Source organism: Streptomyces sp. NPDC057486 (genome assembly GCF_042802415.1).
In the GTDB taxonomy this organism is placed as follows: Bacteria; Actinomycetota; Actinomycetes; order Streptomycetales; family Streptomycetaceae; genus Streptomyces; species Streptomyces yanii.
Window position 1 is genome coordinate 44285 of the sequence record NZ_JBHVEE010000014.1, and the last position, 24653, is coordinate 68937.

Annotated in this window: 20 protein-coding genes, 1 tRNA gene and 1 riboswitch; of the genes, 4 read left to right on the plus strand and 17 right to left on the minus strand. The window is 69.6% G+C overall.

The window, feature by feature from the left end:
* The first annotated feature begins 78 nt into the window (after window positions 1-78).
* Window positions 79-306, plus strand: coding sequence for a DUF4287 domain-containing protein (locus ACFU6I_RS09820; protein ID WP_384363505.1), 228 nt, complete (start codon window positions 79-81; stop codon window positions 304-306).
* Between the two features lie 81 nt (window positions 307-387).
* Here ACFU6I_RS09820 and ACFU6I_RS09825 read toward each other — a convergent pair whose 3' ends face one another.
* Both ACFU6I_RS09825 and ACFU6I_RS09830 read right to left on the minus strand, forming a co-directional pair.
* On the minus strand, window positions 388-1275 hold the full coding sequence (locus ACFU6I_RS09825) for a Bax inhibitor-1/YccA family protein (RefSeq protein WP_384363507.1): 888 nt from the start codon (window positions 1273-1275) through the stop codon (window positions 388-390).
* Between the two features lie 169 nt (window positions 1276-1444).
* A tRNA-Leu gene (locus ACFU6I_RS09830) sits at window positions 1445-1530 on the minus strand.
* 689 nt (window positions 1531-2219) lie between these two features.
* On the opposite strand from ACFU6I_RS09830, the gene ACFU6I_RS09835 reads away from it, so the two are divergent.
* Window positions 2220-2990: an ABC transporter ATP-binding protein gene (locus tag ACFU6I_RS09835; RefSeq protein WP_266984854.1), complete on the plus strand. Its 771-nt coding sequence runs from the start codon at window positions 2220-2222 to the stop codon at window positions 2988-2990.
* A gap of 58 nt (window positions 2991-3048) precedes the next feature.
* On the plus strand, window positions 3049-5574 hold the full coding sequence (locus ACFU6I_RS09840) for an ABC transporter permease (RefSeq protein WP_384363509.1): 2526 nt from the start codon (window positions 3049-3051) through the stop codon (window positions 5572-5574).
* A 93-nt stretch (window positions 5575-5667) separates the two neighbouring features.
* Here ACFU6I_RS09840 and ACFU6I_RS09845 read toward each other — a convergent pair whose 3' ends face one another.
* From ACFU6I_RS09845 to ACFU6I_RS09905, 13 genes are all read right to left on the minus strand, one after another.
* Window positions 5668-6972 (minus strand): class I SAM-dependent methyltransferase, encoded by a 1305-nt coding sequence (locus ACFU6I_RS09845; RefSeq protein WP_384363511.1) that lies wholly within the window; start codon window positions 6970-6972, stop codon window positions 5668-5670.
* Window positions 6973-7263: 291 nt separating this feature from the next.
* On the minus strand, window positions 7264-8649 hold the full coding sequence (locus ACFU6I_RS09850) for an NAD(P)/FAD-dependent oxidoreductase (RefSeq protein ID WP_345517743.1): 1386 nt from the start codon (window positions 8647-8649) through the stop codon (window positions 7264-7266).
* Window positions 8650-9136: 487 nt separating this feature from the next.
* Window positions 9137-10078 carry an exopolyphosphatase gene (locus ACFU6I_RS09855; RefSeq protein WP_384363513.1) on the minus strand — a complete coding sequence of 314 codons (942 nt, stop codon included), beginning with the start codon at window positions 10076-10078 and terminating at the stop codon, window positions 9137-9139.
* 115 nt (window positions 10079-10193) lie between these two features.
* Window positions 10194-10727 carry a DUF501 domain-containing protein gene (locus tag ACFU6I_RS09860; protein ID WP_384038788.1) on the minus strand — a complete coding sequence of 178 codons (534 nt, stop codon included), beginning with the start codon at window positions 10725-10727 and terminating at the stop codon, window positions 10194-10196.
* Window positions 10728-10810: 83 nt separating this feature from the next.
* Window positions 10811-11281: a septum formation initiator family protein gene (locus ACFU6I_RS09865; RefSeq protein WP_384038785.1), complete on the minus strand. Its 471-nt coding sequence runs from the start codon at window positions 11279-11281 to the stop codon at window positions 10811-10813.
* A 102-nt stretch (window positions 11282-11383) separates the two neighbouring features.
* Window positions 11384-12664: a phosphopyruvate hydratase gene (eno, locus tag ACFU6I_RS09870; RefSeq protein WP_030926869.1), complete on the minus strand. Its 1281-nt coding sequence runs from the start codon at window positions 12662-12664 to the stop codon at window positions 11384-11386.
* Window positions 12665-12964: 300 nt separating this feature from the next.
* On the minus strand, window positions 12965-13693 hold the full coding sequence (locus tag ACFU6I_RS09875) for a transglycosylase family protein (RefSeq protein ID WP_384363515.1): 729 nt from the start codon (window positions 13691-13693) through the stop codon (window positions 12965-12967).
* Window positions 13694-13696: 3 nt separating this feature from the next.
* A riboswitch (cyclic di-AMP (ydaO/yuaA leader) is annotated at window positions 13697-13868 on the minus strand.
* Window positions 13869-14168: 300 nt separating this feature from the next.
* Window positions 14169-15044: a transglycosylase family protein gene (locus ACFU6I_RS09880; RefSeq protein WP_384363517.1), complete on the minus strand. Its 876-nt coding sequence runs from the start codon at window positions 15042-15044 to the stop codon at window positions 14169-14171.
* A gap of 105 nt (window positions 15045-15149) precedes the next feature.
* The gene (locus ACFU6I_RS09885; RefSeq protein WP_384363519.1) at window positions 15150-16427 is read right to left on the minus strand and encodes a cytochrome P450; all 1278 of its coding nucleotides are present in this window, start codon (window positions 16425-16427) and stop codon (window positions 15150-15152) included.
* 9 nt (window positions 16428-16436) lie between these two features.
* Window positions 16437-17399 (minus strand): nucleoside triphosphate pyrophosphohydrolase, encoded by a 963-nt coding sequence (locus ACFU6I_RS09890; RefSeq protein ID WP_384363521.1) that lies wholly within the window; start codon window positions 17397-17399, stop codon window positions 16437-16439.
* 192 nt (window positions 17400-17591) lie between these two features.
* Window positions 17592-18248: a SurA N-terminal domain-containing protein gene (locus ACFU6I_RS09895; RefSeq protein ID WP_384363523.1), complete on the minus strand. Its 657-nt coding sequence runs from the start codon at window positions 18246-18248 to the stop codon at window positions 17592-17594.
* A gap of 181 nt (window positions 18249-18429) precedes the next feature.
* Window positions 18430-18819, minus strand: a complete 390-nt coding sequence (locus tag ACFU6I_RS09900; protein WP_384363525.1) for a GtrA family protein — start codon at window positions 18817-18819, stop codon at window positions 18430-18432.
* Window positions 18816-19772, minus strand: a complete 957-nt coding sequence (locus ACFU6I_RS09905) for a glycosyltransferase family 2 protein (RefSeq protein WP_384363527.1) — start codon at window positions 19770-19772, stop codon at window positions 18816-18818. The genes ACFU6I_RS09900 and ACFU6I_RS09905 overlap by 4 nt, the downstream gene beginning before the upstream one ends.
* A 133-nt stretch (window positions 19773-19905) precedes the next feature.
* On the opposite strand from ACFU6I_RS09905, the gene ACFU6I_RS09910 reads away from it, so the two are divergent.
* Window positions 19906-22422 carry a YfhO family protein gene (locus ACFU6I_RS09910; protein ID WP_384363592.1) on the plus strand — a complete coding sequence of 839 codons (2517 nt, stop codon included), beginning with the start codon at window positions 19906-19908 and terminating at the stop codon, window positions 22420-22422.
* Window positions 22423-22443: 21 nt separating this feature from the next.
* On the opposite strand, the gene ACFU6I_RS09915 is transcribed toward ACFU6I_RS09910, so the two are convergent.
* Together ACFU6I_RS09915 and ACFU6I_RS09920 are read right to left on the minus strand one after the other, a co-directional pair.
* Window positions 22444-23976, minus strand: coding sequence for a protein kinase (locus tag ACFU6I_RS09915; protein ID WP_384363529.1), 1533 nt, complete (start codon window positions 23974-23976; stop codon window positions 22444-22446).
* Window positions 23973-24572: a hypothetical protein gene (locus ACFU6I_RS09920; protein ID WP_384363531.1), complete on the minus strand. Its 600-nt coding sequence runs from the start codon at window positions 24570-24572 to the stop codon at window positions 23973-23975. The genes ACFU6I_RS09915 and ACFU6I_RS09920 overlap by 4 nt, the downstream gene beginning before the upstream one ends.
* Window positions 24573-24653 lie beyond the last annotated feature (81 nt).

Consider the following 24653-nt stretch of genomic DNA (forward strand, 5'->3'; position numbering starts at 1 on the left):
CGTGATGGTTGCCAACGGGCCGACGCTCGGGCACGGTGTCGGGAAGGACCAGCAACGCGCAATGCGTCGGAGGCGCCGGTGACCCATGTCTTCTCCGAAGAGACCCATCGCGATCTGCTCTCCAGAATCCCTCACTGCACCGGTCGTGAAGTCTCCGACTGGCTCCGCACCGTCGAGGACGGCCCTGCCCTCCGGTTCGACGAGAAGGTCAGTTGGCTGCGGAGCGAACACGACCTCGCCTACGGACACGCGAAGGCGCTCGTCCACGAGTACGACCTGAGGCGGGCGGCGCGGAAGCCGCTCTAGGCGAGCGGAACCCGGACCGACGGAAACGGCCCGCAGGCGGTGAGCCTGCGGGCCGTTCCGTCGGACGGAGCGTGCGTACGGTCAGTCGTCGCCGCTCAGGATGGAGAACAGGCGCAGCATCTCCAGGTAGATCCACACCAGGGTCATGGTGAGGCCGAAGGCCGCCAGCCACGACTCCTCGCGCGGGGCGCCGAACGCGATGCCGTCCTCGACCTGCTTGAAGTCCAGGGCCAGGAAGCACGCGCCGAGGATGATCCCGATGACGCCGAAGAGGATGCCGAGACCGCCGGTGCGGAAGCCCAGGCCGTCACCTCCGCCGAAGACGGAGAACAGCAGGTTGACCACCATCAGGAGCATGAAGCCCATGGCCGCGGCCATCACGAAGCCGTAGAAACGACGGGTGACGCGGATCCAGCGCATCTTGTACGCGACGAGCACGCCGGCGAAGACACACATGGTGCCCAACACCGCCTGCACCACGACGTCCATGCCCAGAGCGGCGTTGACCGCACTGGAGATCACCCCGAGGAAGATGCCCTCGAAGGCCGCGTACGCGATGATCAGCGCCGGAACGGGCCGGCGCTTGAAGGACTGGACCAGCGACAGGACGAAGGCCACCAGGGCGGCGCCGATCGCGATGCCGTACGACTTGCCGATGTTGGCGGGGTCGACCGGCAGCAGCGCCCAGGCGAGCGCTGCCGTGAGAACGACGGTGCCCAGCGTCAGCGCCGTACGCGACACGACATCGTCGATCGTCATCGCGCCGGTGCGCGCGGGCGCCTGCGGGGCGCCGTACTGGGCGTCCGGCTGGGCGTAGGGGTTGGTGGCGTACGGGTTGGCGGCGGTGCCCTGCGCGTACGGGTTGGCACCCGCGGTAGCGGCCCCGGCCTGCGGCGCCGCGTTGAAGCCCGCGTAGCCGTTGTCGCGGCTGAACCCCCGTCGCGAGAAGACCGGGTTGCTGCTCCTCATCTCACTCCTTCATGGCCACCCTGCGTGGCCTTGCCACAAGAGTAATGGGTAGGCAAAAGAATCACCCTCGTGCCAGGGGAGGATCTTTCTCGTGCCAGGGGAGGATCTTTGTGGAGGTTGACCGCCGAAGTGACGTCCGGCCGATCGACAGCGTCACTGAACGTCGCAGTGGTGCCCGGAGCCGGACTCGAACCGGCACGCCCCCGAGGGGCAGCGAGGTTTAAGCTCGCCGTGTCTGCATTCCACCATCCGGGCTTGGCGCGCGGCTCCGCGTTGGCACATGACCCTATCCGGGGGTGTCCCCCGATCAGCGGAACAGTGGCGCGATGTTGTCTTATTTTATTGACCGCTTGAGGGGCCGTCAGCACAGCGTGGAAGGCATAGCCACATGCCTGGGCGGGCCGGTGGGCACCCGGACGCACAATCGGGAATGACGGAAACTCGCCTCCCCGGAGCGGCCCTGTGCGCCATGGGCCCGCCCCCCGCCGGGCAACGGCCTCACCGGCACTTCTCACTCCCGGACGATCTTCGGCTCCCGCGGGGCCGCGGACACGCACGTGTCACCTGGATCACACCGTCTGCCCCGGGTCTGCGACGCACTTCCCGACCCGTCCGCCCCATCGGGCGGAATCAGCCGATCGAGCGACACAGTCATGCGTCGGCACAGTCGTGCGAGGGGTGAGCGGGGCGCCGCGCCCCGCTCCGCCCGACCCTCACTCTGTGTGATCTTCGGATCCGGGTGTGCGCGCTGCGGAGGAACCGGTTCGGCGTACGACCGGCTCAGGGTCGGTGTCATACCCGAGGAGGACGAATCGCCCCTCCGGTGCGACTCAAGTGGCCCCCCGGAACGGGCACGGGGACTGACGACCTGCGGCGAATCGGCGCCGACGATGGAGTGGTCCGCTTCCGGGCACCGAACCGAAGTCCTGAACAGGAGTGTCCCCGTGACCATCACCTCCACCGCTCACCGCGCCACCGCGGTGGCTGCCCGCGCCACGGATCTTTCCAAGGTCTACGGACAGGGCGAGACCCAGGTGAAGGCCCTGGACCGGGTCACCGTGGACTTCCCGCAGGGTGAGTTCACCGCGATCATGGGCCCGTCCGGCTCCGGCAAGTCCACCCTCATGCACTGCGTGGCCGGTCTCGACAGCTTCAGCAGCGGTTCGGTACGGATCGGCGAGACGGAGCTCGGTTCCCTCAAGGACAAGCAGCTCACCCAGCTGCGCCGGGACAAGATCGGTTTCATCTTCCAGGCGTTCAACCTGCTGCCCACGCTGACCGCGGCGGAGAACATCACGCTGCCGATGGACATCGCGGGCCGCAAGCCCGACGCCGAGTGGCTGCGCAAGGTCATCGAGATGGTGGGCCTCTCCGACCGGCTGAAGCACCGGCCCACCGAGCTCTCCGGCGGCCAGCAGCAACGCGTCGCGGTGGCCCGCGCCCTGGCCTCGCAGCCCGAGATCATCTTCGGTGACGAGCCCACCGGCAACCTGGACTCCCGCTCCGGTGCCGAGGTGCTGGGCTTCCTGCGCAACTCCGTGCGCGAGCTGGGGCAGACCGTGGTGATGGTGACCCACGACCCGGTGGCCGCCTCCTACGCGGACCGGGTGATCTTCCTGGCGGACGGGGCGATCGTCGACCAGATGATGCGTCCCACCGCGGACGGGGTTCTCGACCGGATGAAGGCGTTCGACGCCAAGGGCCGTACCAGCTGAGCACGGACCGCCCCCGCGCCCCCTTCCGGAACCCCTCCCCATCCCAGGACTGACAGACATGTTCCGTACTGCCCTGCGCAATGTGCTCGCGCACAAGGCCAGGCTGCTGATGACCGTTCTCGCCGTGATGCTCGGCGTGGCCTTCGTGTCCGGCACCCTGGTCTTCACCGACACCCTCGGCAACGCCTTCCGCAACCAGTCGGCGAAGAGTTACGACGACGTCGCCGTCGCCGTCACCACCCACGCGGACCGGCGCGACGACAAGACCTCCGGCATCGACGCCGCCACGCTCGAGAAGATCCAGGGCCTGGAAGGGGTGGCCACCGCCACCGGCCGGGTCTCCGGCTTCGCCGGGGTCGCCGACCCGGGCGGCAAGCTGATCGGCAACGGCTGGTCCAACACCGGCGCCAACTTCTCCCCCGGCACGAACGGCAAGGACCCCTCGTACACCTTCGTCGACGGCAGCGGACCGGCCGGCGACGACCGGATCGCGCTCGACGAGGAGACAGCGAAGAAGGGCGAGTACCGGGTCGGCGACCGGGTACGGGTCGCCACGAACGGCCCGGTGAAGGAGTACACCCTCTCCGGTGTCTTCACCACCGAGGACGGTGCGGTGAACGCGGGCGGCAGCCTGGTCCTCTTCGACACCCCGGTCGCCCAGCAGCTCTACCTCAGGCCCGGCTGGTTCCAGGACGTCACCGTCACCGCCGCGGCCGGCGCCTCCGACCGGAAGCTGCTGGATGCCGTGGAGCCCCTGCTGCCCAAGGACGCCACCGCCCGGACCGGCAAGTTCCTCGCCGACGACCAGGCGAAGCAGATCGAGAGCGCCCTGAGCAACCTCAACACGATGCTGCTCGCGTTCGCGGCCATCGCCCTGTTCGTCGGCATCTTCCTGATCGCCAACACGTTCACCATGCTGGTCGCCCAGCGCACCAAGGAACTGGCCCTGCTGCGCGCCGTAGGCGCCTCCCGCCGCCAGGTCAAGCGCTCCGTACTCCTCGAAGCGGCCGTGGTCGGCGCGCTCGCCTCCGTGATCGGCTTCCTGCTCGGTCTCGGTCTCGCCACCGGACTGCGCTCGGCGATGAGCCTGATCGGCGGGAAGATCCCGGCCGGACCGCTGGTGATCTCCCCCGTCGCGATCGGCGCCGCATTCGCTGTCGGCATCCTGATCACCGTGCTGGCCGCCTGGCTGCCGGCCCGCCGCGCCGCGAAGATCGCACCGGTTGCCGCGATGAGCAGCGTCCACGCGGTGGCCACCACCAAGTCGCTGGTCGTGCGGAACTCGATCGGCGGGGTGCTCACCCTGCTCGGCGCGGCCGGGATCGTCGCGGGCGCGGCGGCCGGTTCGGACGGCCGGACAATCATCGGCATCGGTGCCTTCGTGGCGCTGATCGGCGTCATCGTGCTGATCCCGCTGCTGTCGCGACCGGTCATCGCGCTGGTGCGGCCGATACTGCTGAAGCTGTTCGGGGTCTCGGGCAAGCTGGCCGCACAGAACGCGGTCCGTAACCCGCGGCGTACCGGGGCAACCGCCTCCGCTCTCGCGATCGGCCTCACCCTGGTCACGGGCATCTCGGTGCTGGGCGTCACGCTCGGCCAGGCGGTCGACCGGATGACCACGGACAACATCAGGGCCGACTACATGATCTCGATGGCGAGCGGCGACTCGCTCGACGAGTCGGCGCTCACCGCCCTGGAGAAGTCCGACGCCGTCGTCGCGGTCTCCCCCCAGCAGGCCGCCTCCGTCAAGGTAGAGGGCACGTACCACGCGGTCTCCGGGGTCACGCCGGGCGATGTGCAGAAGGTCTTCTCCCTGAAGACGGTCTCCGGTTCGCTGGACTCGCTGGGCGACGGCGAGATCGCGGTCGGCGACAAGACCGCGAAGTCGAACGGTTGGAAGCCCGGAACCTCCCTCCCGGTGACGTACGACGACGACAAGAAGGGCACCCTGACGGTCGGCGCGGTCTACGAGGAGAACGAGTTCCTCTCACCGGTCCTGATGCCGAGGAACATCCTGAACGCGCATCAGAGCCACCCGGACATCCGCGAGATCTGGCTGAGGACGGACGGCGGCGCGTCGAAGGCCAACGAGCAGGCCGTGGTCGACGCACTGGGTGACAACCCGGCGATGTCCGTCATGGACCGGCAGGACATCCGGGACACGTTCGGCGGCTTCATCAGCATGGCGCTGAACATCATGTACGGGCTGCTGGCGATGGCCCTGATCATCGCGGTGCTCGGGGTCATCAACACCCTGGCGATGTCGGTCTTCGAGCGCCAGCAGGAGATCGGCATGCTCCGGGCGATCGGTCTGGACCGGCGCAAGGTGAAGCGCATGATCCGGCTGGAGGCCGTGGTCATCTCGGTCTTCGGCGCGGTGGTCGGGGTCGCGCTCGGTACGTTCCTCGGCTGGGCGATCGGCCGGACGCTGGCCTCGTCCATCCCGGACTACGCCCTGGTGATCCCGTGGGACCGGATCGCGGTCTTCCTGGTGCTGGCGGCGCTGGTGGGCGTGCTGGCCTCGCTCTGGCCGGCCCGCAGCGCCGCGAAGCTGAACATGCTGACGGCGATCAAGACCGAGTGACGAGTGAGCCCCCTGCAGTGAGCCCCTGATACGGAGGGCCGGTACCCGCAAGCTGGAGCTGCGGGTACCGGCCCTCTCTGCACCCGTACGTCTTCAGCCGGTCGCGGACGCCTTCCATACGCGGGCGCGCAGCGGCATCCGGGAGGACCCGTCGTCCACCGGACGCACCGCGAGGATCTGGTTGACCCCGATCTTGTTGTGCTCGAAGGACAGGGCGGAGGCGGCCATGTAGAGGCGCCAGACCCTGGCCCGGCCGGGCGAGGTCATCGTGACCGCCCGGTCCCAGTGCTTCTCCAGATTGGCGACCCAGCGGCGCAGGGTCAGCGCGTAGTGCTCGCGGATCGACTCGACGTCGCGGGCCTCGAAGCCGGCTTCCTCGAGCGTGGCGACGGTCCGGCCCAACGGGGCGAGTTCGCCGTCGGGGAAGACGTATGCGTCGATGAACTCGTCCACGTGGTACGCGGACTCGTCCCGTTCGGGGCGGCGGGCGATCTGGTGGTTGAGCAGCCGGCCACCCGGCTTCAGAAGGGCGTAGAGGTCGTCGGCGTACTCGCGGTAGCGGACCGAGCCGACGTGCTCGGCCATGCCGATCGACGAGATGGCGTCGTACGGGCCGTCCCTGACGTCCCGGTAGTCCTGGACCCGGATCTCGATCCGGTCGGTCAGTCCTTCCTCGGCGATGCGCTTGCGGGCGTATGCGGCCTGTTCGACGGAGAGGGTCACCCCGGTGACCCGGGCGCCGTACTCACGGGCCGCGTGGATGGCCATGGAGCCCCAGCCGCAGCCGACGTCGAGGAGGCGGTCGCCCTCCTTCAGCGCGAGCTTGCGGCAGACCAGGTCGAGCTTGTCGCGCTGGGCGTCCTCCAGGTTCCCGTCGTCCTCCCAGTAGGCGCAGGAGTAGACCATGGACGGGCCGAGGACCAGTTCGTAGAAGTCATTGCCCACGTCGTAGTGGTGGCTGATGGCCTCCTTGTCGCGACGCTTGGTGTGGAGGGGGCCGGTGCGGCGGCGGACCTCCTCGACGGGCGGGGGCGGTGGCGGCCAGGGACCCGCCAGGCGCAGCAGGCTCCGGGCGGCGGTCCGGAGCTTCGGGTCCCGGACCGGGTGGACGGTGTCCTTCGCGTCCGCGCCACGCTCCCAGAGCAGTCCGGCCATCAGATCCAGCGTCTCGTAGAGATCGCCGTCGATGTCGAGTTCGCCGGCCACCCAGGCGCGGGCCAGGCCCAGTTCGCCCGGCTTCCAGAGCAGCCTGCGCAACGCGCGGCGGTTCCGGATGACGAGAACGGGGGCGCCGGGCGGCCCGGATTCGCTGCCGTCCCAGGCCCGGATCCGGACCGGCAGGGGTTCTCCAAGCAACTCCTCGGCGAGAGCGGTCAGCCGCAACGCGGCGTCTGCCATGGCGTACACCTCCGTGATGGTGTGTCCCAACGAGCCCAAACATGCCCAAACATGCCTCGAACCACGCCATGCACCCGTGGTGCCACGACGAGGTACACCCCGTCAACACTCTCCGGCGCCAACGCCATCCCGCAGTGGCGCAATGGAACGGCAAAACACCTGTACACCACATGCACTTTCCGGGAGGCCGTTCCCGGCCCCCGGACACGCCGAAGGGGCCGCCCGCACCACGGATGGCGGGCGGCCCCTTCGGGCGTCGTACGGACGGGATCCGGCGGACCGGAGCCCGGACTAGGAGGCCTTGGCCTTCTCGCCCTCGGACTTGGCGGCGGCCGGAGCCGGGGTCGGCTTGGCGGCCTCGTAGAACTCCTCGCGCGGCGTCTCCATGGCGCCGAGCGAGACGACCTCGCGCTTGAGGAACATCGCAAGGGTCCAGTCGGCGAAGATCCGGATCTTACGGTTCCAGGTCGGCATCGCCATGCCGTGGTAGCCACGGTGCATGTACCAGGCGAGACGGCCCTTGAGCTTGATCTTCATCTTGCCCATGACGATCATCGCGACGCCCTTGTGCAGGCCGAGACCGGCGACCGCACCCTTGTTGGCGTGGCTGTATTCCTTCTGCGGGAAGCCGCGCATCCCGGAGATGACGTTGTCGCCGAGGACCTTGGCCTGACGCAGCGCGTGCTGGGCGTTCGGCGGGCACCAAGCGTTCGGGTTACCGGCCCTGCGGCCGACCATGTCCGGAACCTGGGCGTTGTCGCCCGCGGCCCAGATGTAGTCGGTGCCCTGCACCTGGAGCTTCTCGGACGTGTCCACGTGACCGCGCGGACCCAGCGGCAGGCCGAAGCGGGCCAGCGCCGGGTTCGGCTTCACGCCGGCCGTCCACACGATGGTGTTGGAGTCGACCTCGAGGCCGTTCTTCAGAACGACGTGCCCGTCGATGCAGGAGTCCATGGAGGTCGAGAGGAAGACCTCGACACCACGGGACTCCAGGTGCTCCCGGCCCCAGGTGCCCAGCTTCGGGCCGACCTCGGGAAGGATCTTGTCGGCGGCGTCGACCAGGATGAAGCGCATGTCCTCGCGCTTCACGTTCGTGTAGTACTTCGCCGCGTCGCGAGCCATGTCCTCGACCTCGCCGATGGTCTCCGCACCGGCGAAGCCGCCGCCCACGAAGACGAACGTCAACGCCCTGCGGCGGACGTCCTCATCGGTCGTCGAGTCGGCCTTGTCCAGCTGCTCGAGAACGTGGTTGCGCAGGCCGATGGCCTCCTCGATGCCCTTCATACCGATGCCCTGTTCGGCCAGGCCGGGGATCGGGAAAGTACGGGAGACGGCGCCCATCGCGATGACGAGGTAGTCGAAGGGCAGCTCGTAGGCCTCGCCGACGAGCGGCGCGACCGTGGCGACCTTGCGGTCCTGATCGATGGTGGTGACCCGACCGGTCAGAACCTCCGCCTTCGGCAGCACGCGTCGCAACGGGACGACGACATGCCGCGGGGAGATGCTGCCGGCGGCGGCTTCGGGGAGGAAGGGCTGGTACGTCATGTACGAGCGCGGGTCGACAACCGTGACGGTCGCCTCTCCGTAGCGCATCTTCTTGAGAATGCGTCGAGCTGCGTACAGGCCTACGTACCCACCGCCTACTACGAGGATCCTGGGACGCTCCGTGGTGCTCATGCCATCGAGTATCCACCCCCCTCGGGGGGCATGCTCGTGAGCCCCTTCACAAGGTATCGCCCACCCTCTGCTACACTCCGCCGCCCCCGTGACCGAGGTCATGGCGCCGCGAGGGAACCACAGCGCGACGGCGAACGTTGTTCACCGCTTGTGAGCTGGCCGTTGAGCCTCGCAGGCGGGGTGAACCACCCCTTCGACCAACACTCCAGCGACACGTCCGGAACCGTCCCGTATGCGCTGCGGACGGGCCCGCGGACGGCCGCAGGGACCCGTACGGAGCAGAAGTGCGCACCGAGGGGCCGAATTCCTTGTGAAGAAGTTCACGAACTTCCTCGCGGCGCATCTCGCGAAGGGCTCCCAAAGGGGCTCCCGACGGCTCAAAGGTGCAGGCGGGAGTGCGCATGAGCACGTTCTCGGCGTCTCCTGCCGCACCCCTCACGAACAGCCTTTCGGGCACCCTTTCGAACGGGCTGCCGACGGCCTCCGGCTACGCGATGGACCAGGCGATCCCGTCGAGGATGTCGTGCTCGCTGACGACGATCTCGCGGGCCCCGGTCCGCTTCATCACGCCCAGCAGGACGAGCGCCCCGGCGGTGATCACGTCGACCCGCCCCGGGTGCATCGCGGGGATCGCGGCACGCTCGGCGTGGGTCGAGGTGACAAGCCGTCCGGTGATCTCCTGAACCTGCTCGAAGGAGATCCGGGAGTGGTGGATCGCCTCGGAGTCGTACTCCTCCAGTCCCAGCGCGATCGCGGCCACGGTGGTGACAGTGCCGGCCAGGCCGACGAGCGTGGCGGCCTCGGTGAGGGGGACGGTCTCCTCGGCCAGATCGAGGGCGGCGTCGATGTCCGCACGGATCGCGGTGATCTGACCGGGCGTGGGAGGGTCGGTGACGACACCGTCGCGTACGAGATGGCGCTCGGTCATCCGTACGCAGCCGATGTCCACCGACCGCGCGGCCAGGACCCGGTCGTCGCCGACGACGAACTCGGTGGAACCGCCGCCGATGTCCACCACCAGGTAGGGCTTCGGCAGGTGGTCGCTGCCCTCGAGCTCCTTGGTGGCGCCGTCGAAGGAGAACTCGGCCTCCTGGTCGCCGCTGATCACCTCGGGCTCGACGCCGAGGATGTCCAGCACGCCGCCGACGAACTCGTCCCTGTTCTCCGCGTCGCGGGAGGCGGAGGTCGCGACGAAGCGGGTCTTCTCCGCGCCGTACTCCTTGATGACGGCCGCGTACTGGCGGCAGGCGGCAAAAGTCCGCTCCAGCGCCTCGGGGGCGAGCCGGCCGGTGCGGTCCACGCCCTGGCCGAGCCGGACGATCTCCATCCGCCGGTCGAGCTCGGTGAGCTCACCGGTGGCGGGGTCGGCGTCGGCGACGAGCAGACGGATCGAGTTGGTACCGCAGTCGATGGCGGCCACGCGCGTCATGAGTACTCCTGTGTCTTCAAGCTCTCCGGCGCCGGTCCAAGCCCCTCCGACGCCGATTCGATCCCCTCCCGCGGTCGAGGGGCGGGGGTCCCGGGGGCCGAGCCCCCGGGCGCGGTCAGCCCTCGTCCGGCGGCCCGCACGGCGTGACGCACGGCCCCTTGCGCCACCACTCCGGCAGCATCGCAATCGCCTCGTCGCCCAGCGGGTTCACGCCCGGCCCCGCCGCCAGCGAGTGCCCCACCAGCACGTGCAGGCACTTCACCCGGTCCGGCATGCCACCCGCGCTGGGAAAGCCCTCCAGCACCTCGATGGCGTCGCGCCGGGCGATGTAGTCCTCATGCGCGGCACGGTACGCGGCCGCCAGCTCCGGGTCCGTGGCCAGACGCTCCGTCATCTCCTTCATGACGCCGTTCGCCTCCAGCGTGCCGATGGCGGAAGCCGCGCGCGGGCACGTCAGGTAGTACGTCGTCGGGAACGGCGTACCGTCCTCCAGCCGCGGGGACGTCTCGACCACGTCCGGGTTGCCGCACGGGCAGCGGTGCGCGATCGCGCGCAGCCCGCGCGGCGGGCGGCCGAGCTGCTGCTGGAACGCGGCGATGTCCGCCTCGGTGGGCGTGGTGGACTCGGTCTGGGGAGGGGGCGTTTCCATGCCTGCCTTGGATCTACTCGGATGTGTGAACCACGGCTCCGCACAGTGCTGCGGGGACGAGGTGAACTAAGGGAAATGGGAAGTCAGTTGCGGTCGGCGCTGTCCACGCCGTCCCACAGGTTGGAGTGCCACGGCCGGTCGGTCTCCTTCGCCCCTCCGCTGCGCTCCTTCGCCGCGTCGGGGTCGATCACCGTGTAGCTGGTCTCCCCGGGACTCACGTAGTGCAGGTGTTCCCGGGCCAGCCGCCGGATGTACGCGTCGTCCTGGAGGCGCGCCTTCTCGTCGCGCAGCTCCTCGGTGCGCTTCTCGGCCTCCTGCGCCAGCCGCTCCTGGTCGGCGATCTCGTCGCGCTGCGACACGTACTGCCGCATCGGGTACGCGAGCGCCACCACCAGGGAGCAGACGACCAGGGCGAGGAACGCGGCCCGGCCGGTGAGCCGCGAACGGCGGGCCTGGCGGCGGTTCTGGGACCGGTAGACGCGGGCGGCGGTCTGCTCACCGAGCAGTCGCAGCCGGGTCGCGGTGGAGAACCGTTCCCGGTCCTTCGCGGCCATGTCTCCGCCTCCCCACTACGCACGTCCGTCCCCGCACACGGTACGGGACCGAGTGCGGGGACGGACGGAGGCCGGGGCCTTTGCCCGATGCCGGGCCTGCGATCAGCCCTTGAAGCGCGGGAACGCGGAGCGGCCCGCGTACACCGCCGCGTCGTCGAGGATCTCCTCGATGCGCAGCAGCTGGTTGTACTTGGCGACGCGGTCCGAGCGGGCCGGGGCACCGGTCTTGATCTGGCCGCAGTTCACCGCGACGGCGAGGTCGGCGATGGTGACGTCCTCGGTCTCGCCGGAGCGGTGGGACATCATGCACTTGAAGCCGTTGCGCTGGGCGAGCTCGACGGCGTCCAGGGTCTCGGTCAGCGAACCGATCTGGTTGACCTTGACGAGCAGGGCGTTGGCGGAGCCCTCCTCGATGCCGCGGGCCAGGCGCTCCGGGTTGGTGACGAACAGGTCGTCACCGACGATCTGCACCTTGGCGCCGAGCTTCTGGGTGATGACGTTCCAGCCGGCCCAGTCGTCCTCGTACAGCGGGTCCTCGATGGACACCAGCGGGTACGCGGAGACGAGCTCCTCGTAGTACTCGGTCATCTCGGCGGCCGAGCGGGACTTGCCCTCGAACTCGTACTTGCCGTCCTTGTAGAACTCCGAGGCGGCGACGTCGAGCGCGAGCGCGATGTCCTTGCCCGGGGCGTAGCCGGCTTCCTTGATGGCCTCGAGGATGAGGTCCAGGGCGGCGCGGTTCGACTCCAGGTTCGGCGCGAAGCCGCCCTCGTCGCCGAGACCGGTCGACAGTCCCTTGGTCTTCAGGACCTTCTTCAGCGTGTGGTAGACCTCGGCGCCCCAGCGCAGGGCCTCGGAGAAGGACTCCGCACCGATCGGCGCGATCATGAACTCCTGGATGTCCACGTTGGAGTCGGCGTGCGACCCACCGTTGAGGATGTTCATCATCGGGACGGGCAGCAGGTGCGCGTTCGGGCCACCGAGGTAGCGGAACAGCGGCAGGTCCGAGGCCTCGGACGCGGCGTGTGCGACGGCCAGCGAGACGCCGAGGATGGCGTTGGCGCCGAGCGAGCCCTTGTTCTCGGTGGCGTCCAGGTCGAACATGGCCTGGTCGATCAGCCGCTGCTCGGTGGCGTCGTAGCCGACGAGCTCCGGGCCGATCTGCTCGATCACGGCGAGGACGGCCTTCTCGACGCCCTTGCCCTGGTAGCGGTTGGGGTCACCGTCGCGAAGCTCAATGGCCTCGAACGCACCGGTGGAGGCGCCGGACGGAACAGCAGCACGGCCCGTGCTGCCGTCGTCGAGGCCGACCTCGACCTCGACCGTGGGGTTTCCGCGGGAGTCGAGGATTTCCCGGGCTACGACGACGTCGATGGACGGCACGAGGCATCTCCTTCTGGGATATGACGCTGGTTGTGCAGGGTCGCTTTGGCCTTGCGACAAGAGCCTAACCGGCTGGGCCGCCTCGGTCCGCCGACCGCCCGCCTCCTGGGACGAAAAAGGACCCAAGGGCACTCATAGCAGGGCAAAGATCCAGATTTCTACTGGACGGTAACGACAACAGTTGAACGCTGAACGCAGGAACCCCGACCCGGCGCGTACGGGGGAATCCGCGCCGGGTCGGGGTGCTCGGGGAGGAGGGAGTCCGTATCTACGGGGAGCCCGTGTCCACGGAGGCCCGTCCTACTTCGTCAGGTGGAGCTGCTGACCCGGGTAGATCAGGTCGGCGTCCTCGACGATGTCCTTGTTCAGCTTGAAGAGCTGCTGCCAGCCGCCCTTCACCTCGTGCTGCGCGGCGATCTTGCTGAGCGAGTCGCCGGGCTTCACCTTGTACTCGCCGTCGCCCTTGGCGACCTTCGCGCCGGTCGGCGTGGTGACGGTCTTCTTGGCCGCGGCCTTGGGGGCGGTGCCGCGGTTCGCGCGGGAGGCGGCGGGGGCCTCGGTGCGCTCGGCCTGCTTCGGCGCGGCCTGCTTCGACTCCTGCGCCGGGGCGCTCTGCTGCGCGGTGGAGCCGGTGTCGACGCCCGGGTCGACACCGTCGTTCTTCAGGCCGCCGGCGCCGGCGCAGCCCCAGGCACCCGGGCCCTGCATGTCGAGGAGCTTCTCGGCGGTGGCGATCTGCTGAGCCTTGGTGGCGAGGTCGGCGCGCGGGGCGTACTGCGTACCACCGGCGGCGGCCCAGCTGGACTGCGAGAACTGCAGGCCGCCGTAGTAGCCGTTGCCGGTGTTGATGGACCAGTTGCCACCGGACTCGCACTGGGCGACGGCGTCCCACGTGGCGACGGAGGCTGCGGAGGCACCGGTCGCACCCATCAGGGGAGCGGCGATGGCGGCACCGGTGACGCCGGCGAGCGTGGCGACACGGACGGCCTTGGACGGGCGACGGTGCTTGCCCTTGCTGTTCAGCAGCATGGAACTTCTCCTCACCGACGCCTACGAGGTGAGCTGTCGGGTTCGGGCCAAGTGAGTTGCCCGGTCGCGTGTCCTAGCACGCGACTTCACCCCGAGCCGGTCCTGACGGTCTTTCGACCGTCGGGCCCGGCGGCTTACCTGGGTCCCCCGCTCCTGCCTACGGCGCTTTACGCGTCTGTTCCCTTCGACCGACGGCAGGATTCGGCGTGACGGTCGACGGGGCCCGCGGTGCGAGCGGTTCCGACCGTAAACGTACGCAACCTCGACATTCAAAGATGGGCATAACGGACAATCAGTCCTTACATGCATCCGATCGCACAGTGTTTTCGCAGGTGAGGAGCCGTGCGGACGGACCCGGCAGACGCGACACGCCAGTTGACGCAAAGAGACCCATGTCTCACTTACGCATAAGCGGACATAGGTCCCTGAACTACCCCGATTTTTGGGGTACTTTTAGCTGTTTATCAGACTGCCCTCACTTCGACTTCGCGCCGAGTTCGAGGCTCTGGCCAGGCAGGATGAGGTCCGGGTCGCCGCCGACCGCACCCTTGTTCGCCTCATAGAGAGCGGGCCATCCACCGGGAACCTTCTGTGCGTCAGCAATCGCCGAGAGGCTGTCGCCCGGCCGGACGGTGTAATCGCCGTCCGTCGCCGCCGCGCGCGTGTCGCGCCCCTCACTGTTACCGCGGGAAGCATGCCGACCCGAGTCCCGGTCGCCGCCCCTGCCCGTGTCCTGGCTCACCTCGGAGGCCGGCGCACCGCGGTGCTTGCCACCCGTCCCATTGTTGGACGAGCCAGACTTCTGGTGCGAGTCGGATGAATCAGACTTCTTGGACGACGGTGTGGCTGACGGCTTGCGCGACGCCTTGTCCGAAGGCGTGGCGGACGCCTCGGCGGACGGCGCCTCGGACTCATCCTCGTTCTCACCCTGTTCGGCCGACGGCACGATTCCCGGGTCGACCCCCGGCAACGACCCGTCCTCCGTGAGCCCGGAGATCACCGCACAGCTGGGCCACGCCTTCGGCCCCTGGTCCTCCAGGACCTTCTCGGCGACCGCTATCTGCTGCGAGCGACTGGCGAGGTCGGCGCGCGGGGCGTACGCCTTACCGCCGTACGCCTTCCAGGTGTCCTGCGAGAACTGAAGACCGCCATAGAAGCCGTTGCCGAGGTCGGCGCTCCACATGCCGCCGCTCTCGCACTCTGCGACCTGGTCCCAGGTCGTGGCGCCGGCGGCGTGCGCACCGGCCGCGCCGAGCAGGGGGATGGCGATGGCCGAACCGGTCACGCCTGCGGCGACGACGATCGCGGGTGCCTGGCGAGGGCGACGGTGCCTGCCGTTCGCGGAGCCCATGGGATTGCCTTCCGTGTGACTGACAAGTGACTGGTGAGTCGAACGGTGAACGTAGCGGCACTCGAATGCTTGTCACAAGTCGATGCAGCGCAGATCACGTGAAAGTCACAGAGTTGACAGAGTGTCACTTCCACCGGAACGCAGGCCGGGACCGAACTCCACCGGAAGCGTGCGCAGTCCACGCATGATGAGCCCGCCACGCCACCGCAAATCGGTAGGTTCCACCGCAAGCCGTAGGTCCGGGAGGCGCCTCAACAGGGTGGCCAGGGCCGCCTGCCCCTCCAGTCGGGCAAGCGGTGCTCCCAGACAGTAATGGATGCCGTGCCCGTATCCGAGGTGCTGATTGTCACGCCGCGCGAGGTCCAGCGTGTCCGGGTCCGTAAACCGTTCCGGGTCCCGGTCGGCGGCGGCGAGCACCACCAGTACGGGGTCGCCCGCCGCGATCCGCTGCCCGCCGAGGGTCAGCGGCTCGGTGGCGAACCGCCAGGTCGCCAGCTCCACCGGACCGTCGTACCGCAGCAGTTCCTCGATGCCGGTCTCCAGCAGCCCGCTCTCCCCCGCATCGAGCGAGCGCTGCAGCCGCTCCCGCTGCTCCGGATTGCGCAGCAGGGCGTACACCCCGTTGCCGATGAGGTTGACCGTCGTCTCGAATCCCGCGAAGAGGAGGATGAAAGCCATGGCGGCGGCCTCGTTCTCGGTGAGGTGCTCGCCGTGGTCGCTCGCCCGGATCAGCCCCGAGATCAGGTCCTCCCCCGGGTTCTCCCGCTTCCGGTGGATGAGCTCCGCGAGATAGCCGCGCATCTTCTTCACCGACCGGGCCACCCCGCCGCGCGGACCACCGCCGTGGCGGATCATCATCCCCGCCCAGTCCCGGAAGTCGTCCTGGTCCTCGCGCGGGACACCGAGCAGGTCACAGATCGCGTAGATGGGGAGCGGGAACGCGAAGTCGTGGATGAGGTCCGCGGATCCCTCCTCGATGAAATTGTCGATGAGGTGGTCCGTCAGCTCCTGCACGCGCGGGGCGAATTCGGCGACCCGGCGCGGCGTGAACGCCTTCGAGACCAGCCGGCGCAGTCTGGTGTGGTCCGGCGGGTCGATGTTCAGCAGATGCGTCATCAGCTCCGCCTTGCGCTCGCCCGGGATGCCGGTCTTCCCCTTGGCGTGCGCCGGCTCGTCGTGGTGCGCAGGGTTCTTGGAGAGCCGGGTGTCGGCGAGGGCCTGCCGGGCGTCCTCGTACCGCGTCACGAGCCATGCCTCGACCCCGCTGGGCAGCGCGGTGCGGTGCACGGGACTGTGCTCGCGCAGCCAGGCGTAGGCAGGGTACGGGTCGGTGGCGAACTCCCAGGTGAAGAGTTCGGGGGCGTCGGCGGGGCTGTCGTTCACCCCCTGACGTTATCCGTTGGCCTCCGCGGCGAGGATCGCGTCCCGGTAGGCGCGGCCCGCAGCGCGCAGGGCGGCCTCGGGGTCCGTGCCGTCCTGTTCCGCGCGGACGGCAAGGGCGAGGAGTTCGTAACCGATGCTGTCGCCCGTCGGGAGCGGCACATCGAGTCCGGCGGCACGGACCCGGCTCGCCAGCTTCGCGGCCAGCGCCAGCCCGGGCTGCCCGAGCGGAACGCCGTCGGTCACCGAGTCCCGCTGCTTCTCGATGGCCTTGGTGCGCAGCCAGTGCGCGTGGACGTCCTCCGGGGTCTCGGCGGTCTCGTCACCGAAGACATGCGGATGGCGGTGGATCAGCTTCTCGACGAGGGTCGCGGCGACATCGTCGACGGAGAACGGTTCGTCCGTGTCCTCCTCCGCGATCCGGGCGTGGAAGACGACCTGGAGAAGGACGTCGCCGAGTTCCTCGCGCAGTTCGTCGCGGTCGCCGTCCTCGATCGCCTCGACGAGTTCGTACGCCTCCTCGATGGCGTACTTGGCAAGCCCCTCATGGGTCTTCTGCGAGGTCCACGGGCACTCGGCCCTGATCCGGTCCATGACCTGGACGAGGTCGAGGAGACGGGCGCCGGGCAGATCGTACGAACCGGGCAGCAGCTCCAGGTTCGGCATCTGCACCCGGCCCGAGCCGGCCAGCCGGGCCAGCCCGTCCGTCAGCGGCTGGTTGCCCTCGCCACCGGTCACGACCACGACGGTCCGGCCGCCCGCGCAGGCGTCGACGAGTTCCTGCGCGGTGGGCGCGGCGTGCTCGACGGTGACGCCGGCCTCGCGCAGGTACGGCAGCTGGGGGTGGTCGGACTCGGCGCAGAGCACCCGGTCGGCGGCGTGCAGCGTCTGCCAGGCGGGCCAGGACAGCAGTCCGGGCGCGACCCGGTGGCTGGCGGTGAGCAGGACGATACGACCGAGGTCTTCAGCGTTCACCCCACCAACCTACTAGTGCCGTGACCGGCAATGTCTGCGGCGGGGCAAAGCTTGCGGGGAGGGGTACCAGGGGGCGCGACCGGCCCGACCGACCGGACGCCCTGGGTCTTTCGTCCGGATCGGGCCGGACCCCGCGAGCCCGGCGTGATCCGGACGAAAGACCCTGGCCGGTGCCCCTCCCGTACACGCGCCCTAGGCGCCGGCTGCGGCGTCCTGCTGGGCCGGCTTGGTGACCTGGGTGATCCACGGGGCCTTGTAGTTGGCGAGCTGGGTCTGCTTGTTGTCCCAGGTGCCGAAGCGCGGGTTGACGTCGATGTGCAGCGACTTCGACGCCGCGCTGAGCGCGTCGCCGACGGCCTTCTGCCCGGCAGGCTGCTGCAGGTCGGCACCGAACGTCTGGGCGAGCTTCGACAGCTGGACCTGCTCGCGCAGGACGGCATCGATCTGGTTCGGGGCGACCCAGCTCTGCTGCAGCATCATCGCCCGCAGCTGTGTCTCTCCACCGGACTGGGAGACCGCCGACTGCCGCATCTCCTGGATCTCCTTGCGGCTGACCTCGACTCCCGCGTCCGCGGCGGCCTTGTCCAGAATCCGGTCGAAGATCAGCCCGTGCAGCTTGGCCCTGCCGAGCTGCCCGGACTTGTTGATGAGCTGCGCCGACTGGTCGGACTCGTTCTGCGCGGTGCGTACGTCCGCCACCTGCGCCTGCACGGTGGACACCTCGATGCGGTCCCCGCCGACCACGGCTGCGGCACCCGGGTGGGCCTGGTTGCCGCAGGCGGAGAGAAGCGGCGCCGCGACGAGCGTGGCGGCGGAGACGACGAGCGCGGTGCGACGGCGGCGGTGCAAAGGAGCCTCCCGGGGAGATTGAGACAGCAGGTGCGGCGCGCCGCGCCCCCCCCCTTGCAGGGTGGTGGCCGGGCGACGGGCGGGCGCACAAGACCTTGCGATGATCGATGTTAGGCAGTGGGCGTGATCCCGGCCACTGATTCGACCAACGATTCGGAAGGAGTTGGGGATGTGGGCCTGTTCACCGACCCTCCACGGCTGTTTCCGGCCGCAGCATGATCACGCGGGAGACCGCGAACGTGATCGGGATGGCCACCACCGCCGCGACCAGCGGTGCGTACCGGCTGCTGAATCCGGCGAGGTCGACCAGCAGCCAGACGCCCCCGGTCGTGATGGCGAAATTGGCGGCGTTGGTCAGCGGGAAGAGCAGGAACTTCCGCCAGGTGGGGCGGGTCCGGTAGGTGAAGTACGAGTTCAGCAGGAACGAGCCGGTCATGCTGAACGCGAACGCGATCACATGCGCGGCCAGATACGGCAGCCTGGTCAGCAGGGCCAGATAGCAGACGTAGTACGTACCGGTATTCACGACGCCGACGAGTGCGAAGCGGATCATCTGCACCCGGACCGTCATCGGCGTACGAACTCCCGTGCCTGCTGATTCGGTACGGCGGTATTGCCGGCCTTCACCAGGAAGTGCGGGCGCCGCTTCACCTCGTAGTAGATGCGCCCGACGTACTCACCGACCACACCCACTATCACCATCTGCACCCCGGCAAGAGCCGTGACCACGACGATGAGCGTGACATAGCCGGGCGTGTCCACGCCTTTCATCAGGGCGAACCCGACGATCCAGGCGGCATAGAAGAGGGCGACGGACATCAGCACCATGCCGAGGTATAAGGCGGCGCGCAGTGGCTTGTTGTTGAACGAGAGCAGTCCGTCGAGTCCGTAGTTGAGGAGCTTGCCGAAGGTCCAGGCCGAGCTGCCCTGCTCGCGAACGGCATTCTCGTAGCCGAAGGTCGTCGTCGGGAATCCGACCCAGGCGAACAGTCCCTTGGAGAACCGGTTGTACTCGGTGAGTTCGAGGACGGCTTCGACGGTACGCCGGGACAGCAGCCGGAAGTCTCCGACACCGTCGATCAGTTCCACGTCCACCAGGCGATTGATCAGCCAGTAGTAGGCGCGGGCGCCGAGGGTGCGGGTGAGACGGTCGCCCTTGCGGGTGCGGCGGGCAATGACCTGGTCGTAGCCGCGGGCGTGCTCCTCCAGCATGCGGCCGATGAGCTCCGGCGGGTGCTGGAGGTCGGCGTCCATGATGACGACCGCGTCGCCGTCGGCATGCTGGAGGCCGGCGAGCATCGCGGCCTCCTTGCCGAAGTTCCGGCTGAAGGAGAGGTAACGGGTCCGCGGATCGGTGGCGGCCAGCTCCTCCAGAACCGGAAGCGTGCGGTCTGCGCTGCCGTCGTCGACGTAGACCAGCTGGAAGTCATGCCCCAGCCGCGTCATCTGCTCCGTGACACGCGCATGGAAGCGTCCGAGGATCTCCTCCTCGTTGAAACAAGGCACCACCAGCGAGATCAGCACGGGATTAACTCACCCTGTCGGTCAGTCAGATAGAGATGCTTCACATGGATAGTGAGCAACCATTGCGTGAATTGAACTATGGAGGAAACACTTCGACACGGTTCACTCGCCCGTGACTGCCATATTCCTCCGTATGCCGACCTTCCGCCCCCGCCCGGCCGCGGCCGGGCTCGCCGCACTGATCACCGCCGTCACCGTGTGCGCGGGCGATGCGGCGGCCCGCAGCTTTCCGTTCGGGCCGCACACCAGGAGTGTCAGTGACCTGGGAAATCAGTTCGTTCCGTTCCACCTCCGGCTCTGGGACCTGCTGCACGGAAACGCCGACGGCGGGCTGTTCCTGAATTGGTCGTCCGGATACGGGACCAGCTTCCTGCCGGACCTCGGCACCTATCTGACCAGCCCTTTCGCACTGCTCGTCGGGGTCTTTCCGCGGGATCGCATCGACCTCGCGATATACGTGGTGACGGTCCTGAAGATGGCGTCGGCCGCGGCGGCGATGGCCTGTCTGCTTCTGACCCTGCGCGGCGGACGCCACTGGGTGGCGGGGGTGTTCGGCAGTGCGTACGCGCTGTGCGGCTGGTCGGTCGCCGAGGCCGTGTACAACCCGATGTGGCTTGACGGTCTGATCGCCCTCCCGCTGCTCTGCCTGGCCGGTGAATGGGCGCGGACGGGGCGCCGCCACGTGGTGGCACCGTTGCTCGTCGCGGTCGTGTGGGCCGCCAACTTCTATACGGCGTACATGGCGACCCTGGGGGCCGCACTCGTACTGGCGGTACGGCTGCTGACGGTGGGTGAGAAGGGAACGAGGGTACGGGGGCTGGTGCGGGCGGCCCGGACCGTGCTGCTGGGGACCGGTCTCGCGGCGCCCGTCCTGCTTCCCGTCTATCTCGGCACGAGACACGCCCATCCCGGCTGGGACCGGACGTTCCGCCCCGCGGCCTGGCCCGATGTCCTTGCCCGGCTGCTTCCCGGCACCTATGACTTCTTCACCCCGGCGCTCTTCCTGGGCACGGTCGCCCTGCTGCCGGCCTGCGTGCTCGCCTTCCAGACGGCGGTACCGCGGCGCGAGCGGTGGGCGTGGGCCGGGCTGGTGGCCGGGGTCGCGCTGTCGATGCAGTGGGGGCCGACCCATCTGCTCTGGCACGCTTTCGCGACGCCCAACGGCAGTCCGTACCGGCAGACGTTCGTGCTCGCCGGACTGCTGGTGGTCGCCGCCTGGCTCTCGGTCTCGTACGGCCGGCCGGGGCGCCGCGCCCTGTTCGCCGGGTGCGCGGTGCTGATGCTGATCGCGGCAGGGGCGGCCGTCAGTGATCTCGTCTCGCACTGGACGTACCCGCTGTTCGCGGCCGGTCTGGTGGCGACCGCCGCCGCGCTCGTCCTGCTCGGCCGGGGCCGCTGCGCGCTGCTCGCCGCCGTGCTGCTGATCGGCGCGCTGGCGGGACAGGCCGCGGCGACCACCGCGTTCGCCGACCGGCAGCGTCTCGCCCGGCTCGACAACTATGCGCCCTGGGGTGAGCGGCAGCGCGTCCAGGCTGCCGCGGTGGCGGGCGCGGACGCGTGGCCGCGTTACCGCACCGACCCCGGCCGGGAGCAGACCACCGCCAACGATCCGCTGCTGGTGGGCGGTCAGGGCGCCGCCTACTACAGCAGCCACACGCCGGCCGTGCTGACCCGCACGCTCGGTGCGCTCGGCGCGGGCTGGACATCCAACGGGCGGGCCGTCCAGAGCCTCGACAACCCCGTCACCGACGCGATCTTCGCGGTCGGTGCCCGGCTCCGCGGGCCGCGCGACCCGCACCAGCGGTGGGGCGCGCCGCCGGACGACCGGCCGGTGACGGTCGTCCGGGAAATGGTGCCGCCGCTGGTGACCGTGCGGGGACCGGGCCCTGCTCCGTCCTTCGGACGGTCACCGTTCCGGAACCAGGAGGTGCTGCTCGGTTCGCGGGTCTACACGGTGCCGAGGACCGTCATCCGGGCGGTGAACGGCGCCCCCGTCGAGGACCGGGGCGCCCACAGCCATCGGGTGGGACGCGGTACGTATCTGCTCAGCGCGCGCTGTCCGGCGGGCAGTGAGGCGTACGTGTGGACACCCGGAGTGTTCGGCTCGGCGCGGCTGGGCGAGGGCCGGGAGATCCTGCTCCGGGGCATGTTGCCGTCCCGGCGCGCGGCGATGGAGCGGATCGGTCCGGTGGCCGGCGCGACGGTGGCGGGCGGGACGGTGCGGGTGGTGGTCACGCTCAGGTCCGTCCGCCCGGGGACCGTGCCGCGCGAGCCTCTCGGCTGCCTGGACCGGGACCGGCTGGCCGCCGCGGTGACCGGGCTGCGGCACACGGGGGCGACGTCCGTGCAGGTCGGTGACAGGGCGATACGGGCCGAGCTGCCGCCCGGGAGCCGCGGCACCGTCGTGGTCGCCGCGCCCCGGATAGCGGGCTGGAGCTGCGCGGGGCGGCCCGCGGACGCGTATCTGGGACTCGTCGCGGTGCCGGTCCCCGCCCGGGGTTCCACCGTGCAGTGCACGTTCCGGCCGCCCGGACTGCGGGCGGGATCGGCGGTCGGGGCGGGCGCGCTGCTCGTCATGGCCGGGACGGGGGCGGCGCGGGCTGTGCTGCTGCGACGGCGCCCCCGGCTCGCTCTGGCGGGACCGGGCTGAGCAGACCGGACAGGGGGTCGCTCAGCCGCCGCGGACCTGCAGCTGCCGGTCGAGCTGGCGGCGCAGCTCCACCGGCAGCGGATGGTGCGGCCCGTACATCCGCTCGGTGTCGTGGAGCAGCGCCTGAAGCTGTCCGCGCGCCGCCGCATGGTCGCCGACCGCGAGCAGCAGATACCCGATGCGCTGACGGATCTCGAAGGACCGTGCCGGGTTGTTTCCCGTCGCGTACTGGTTCTCGTAGTACGGCAGGACCGCCCGGTACTCCGCGAGCGCGGCCGCCGGTTCGCCCAGCTGTTCCAGGCAGTGCGCGGCGTCGTAGCGGTACTGCAGCGTCTGCGTGTCGGCCGGTCCGGCCTCCACCGCGCGGTCGTCGGCGAGGCGCCGCAGTTCGGGCAGGGCGCGGCGGTACTGCCCGTCGTCCATCAGCGTCGCCGCGTACTGCTTGCGCAGGATGCGGACCACCGGCGAACCCTCGCCGTGCTGCTCCGCGGCGGCCGGGAGAATGCCGCCGAGGATGTCCACGGCCTGGGTGATCCGGCCCTGCCCGAGCAGCTGCTTGACCTCGTCGACCGCGGCCGCGACATCGGGTTTCGCGGCCACCGGCGCGGGCTGTGCGGCGGGCGGGGTGGTGACACGGTCGGGCCACGGTGCGTGCGGCCGCAGGAAGGGGCGGGTCGGGTCGAGCGGGCCGGCCGGCAGCCCTGTGCCGCTCGGCGGAAGGAGCGGGGCGAGGTGTTCGTACACCTCCTGGGCACTCGCCGGGCGGTGCTGCGGGTCCTTGGCGAGGAGCCGCAGCACGAGCGATTCGAGGGGTTCCGGGACTTCGGGCCGGATCTGACGGACGGGAAGCGGCGGCTCGTAGAGGTGGCGGTGCAGCACGCCGAGGGCGGTGGAGCCGGCGAACGGCACATCTCCACTGAGCAGTTCGTGGAGGAGCACGCCGAGCGCGTACAGATCGGTGTACGGGCCTACGGCGCCTCCCATCGCCTGCTCGGGCGCCATGTAGGCGGGCGAGCCGATCGGCGTGCCGGTGTGGGTGAGACGAGTGGTGTCGCTGTCCAGGACGGAGGCGACGCCCAGGTCGAGGACGGTGACCGCGCCGTCCGGACGCACCATCAGATTGCGCGGTTTGAGGTCGCGGTGGACGATCGGCACGGCGTGCACGGCGGAGAGCGCGGCACAGAGCTGGGCGGCGACGGCGACGGCCCACTGCCAGGGGTACGGGTCGTGCTCGGCGAGATGGTCGGCGAGGTCGGAGCCCTCGACGTACTGCATGACGAGGAACAGGTCGTCGCCGTCGCTGCCCGCATCATGGACGGTGACCAGGCCCGGGTGGTCGACCTGGGCGGTGACCCGGCACTCACGGACGAAGCGGCGACGCAGCTCGTCGACCGCTTCGCTGCCGGTGGGACCCGCGACCCGGTCGGGCCGGAGCAGTTTCACCGCGACCCGGCGGTCGAGGCGTTGGTCGTACGCCGTCCAGACCTGGCCCATGCCGCCCTGGCCGAGGACGGTCGCCAGCTCGTACCGTCCGGCGATGACGCGTCCGCTCATCGGTCCTCCTCGTGACGGAGGAGGTCGCTCAGCTCGTCGAGCTCGGCACGGACCTGGTCGATGCGGTGGGGCGGGGTGGGCGCGGGCTGCACGGACTGCGGGTGAGGCTGCGGCTGCGGCCGGTACTGGGGCGGCTGCGGTTGCGCGTACTGCTGAGGCCGAGGGGGCAGCGACTGGTGCATGGGCGCGGTGGTCATGTACCCGTACCCCGGCACCGGAGGCGGATACCCGCCGCCGAACTGCTGCGTCGCGAGCTGCTCGTAGTGGCGGATGTCCCGGTACAGGTAGTACGCGCAGGCGGCGACGATCGCGACGAGCAGCAGCGGTATGAAGAAGAAGTCGATGCCGTTGGGGTCGGGATTGGCGTCCTCCCTGCCGATGACCGGCAGGAGCACGCAGACCAGCACGAAGCCCGCCCCGGTCAGCCACCAGTCGGACGCGCGACGGCGCACGATCGCCAGCCGCAGCAACGGCGCCCACAGCAGCAGACCGATCGAGCCCACCGCGAGCACGACGAACAGCACACGCATCGAGACGATCCAGGCCCGGCTGGGGACCCGGCGCTGCGGCGTCGGCGGATGACCCGGGGCGTACATGGCTGCTCCTGGTACGTGGTCGTGAGAGGTCCCGCGCGCACGCGTACGTACCCGTGCGGGTATGTGGACACGTGCGCGCGC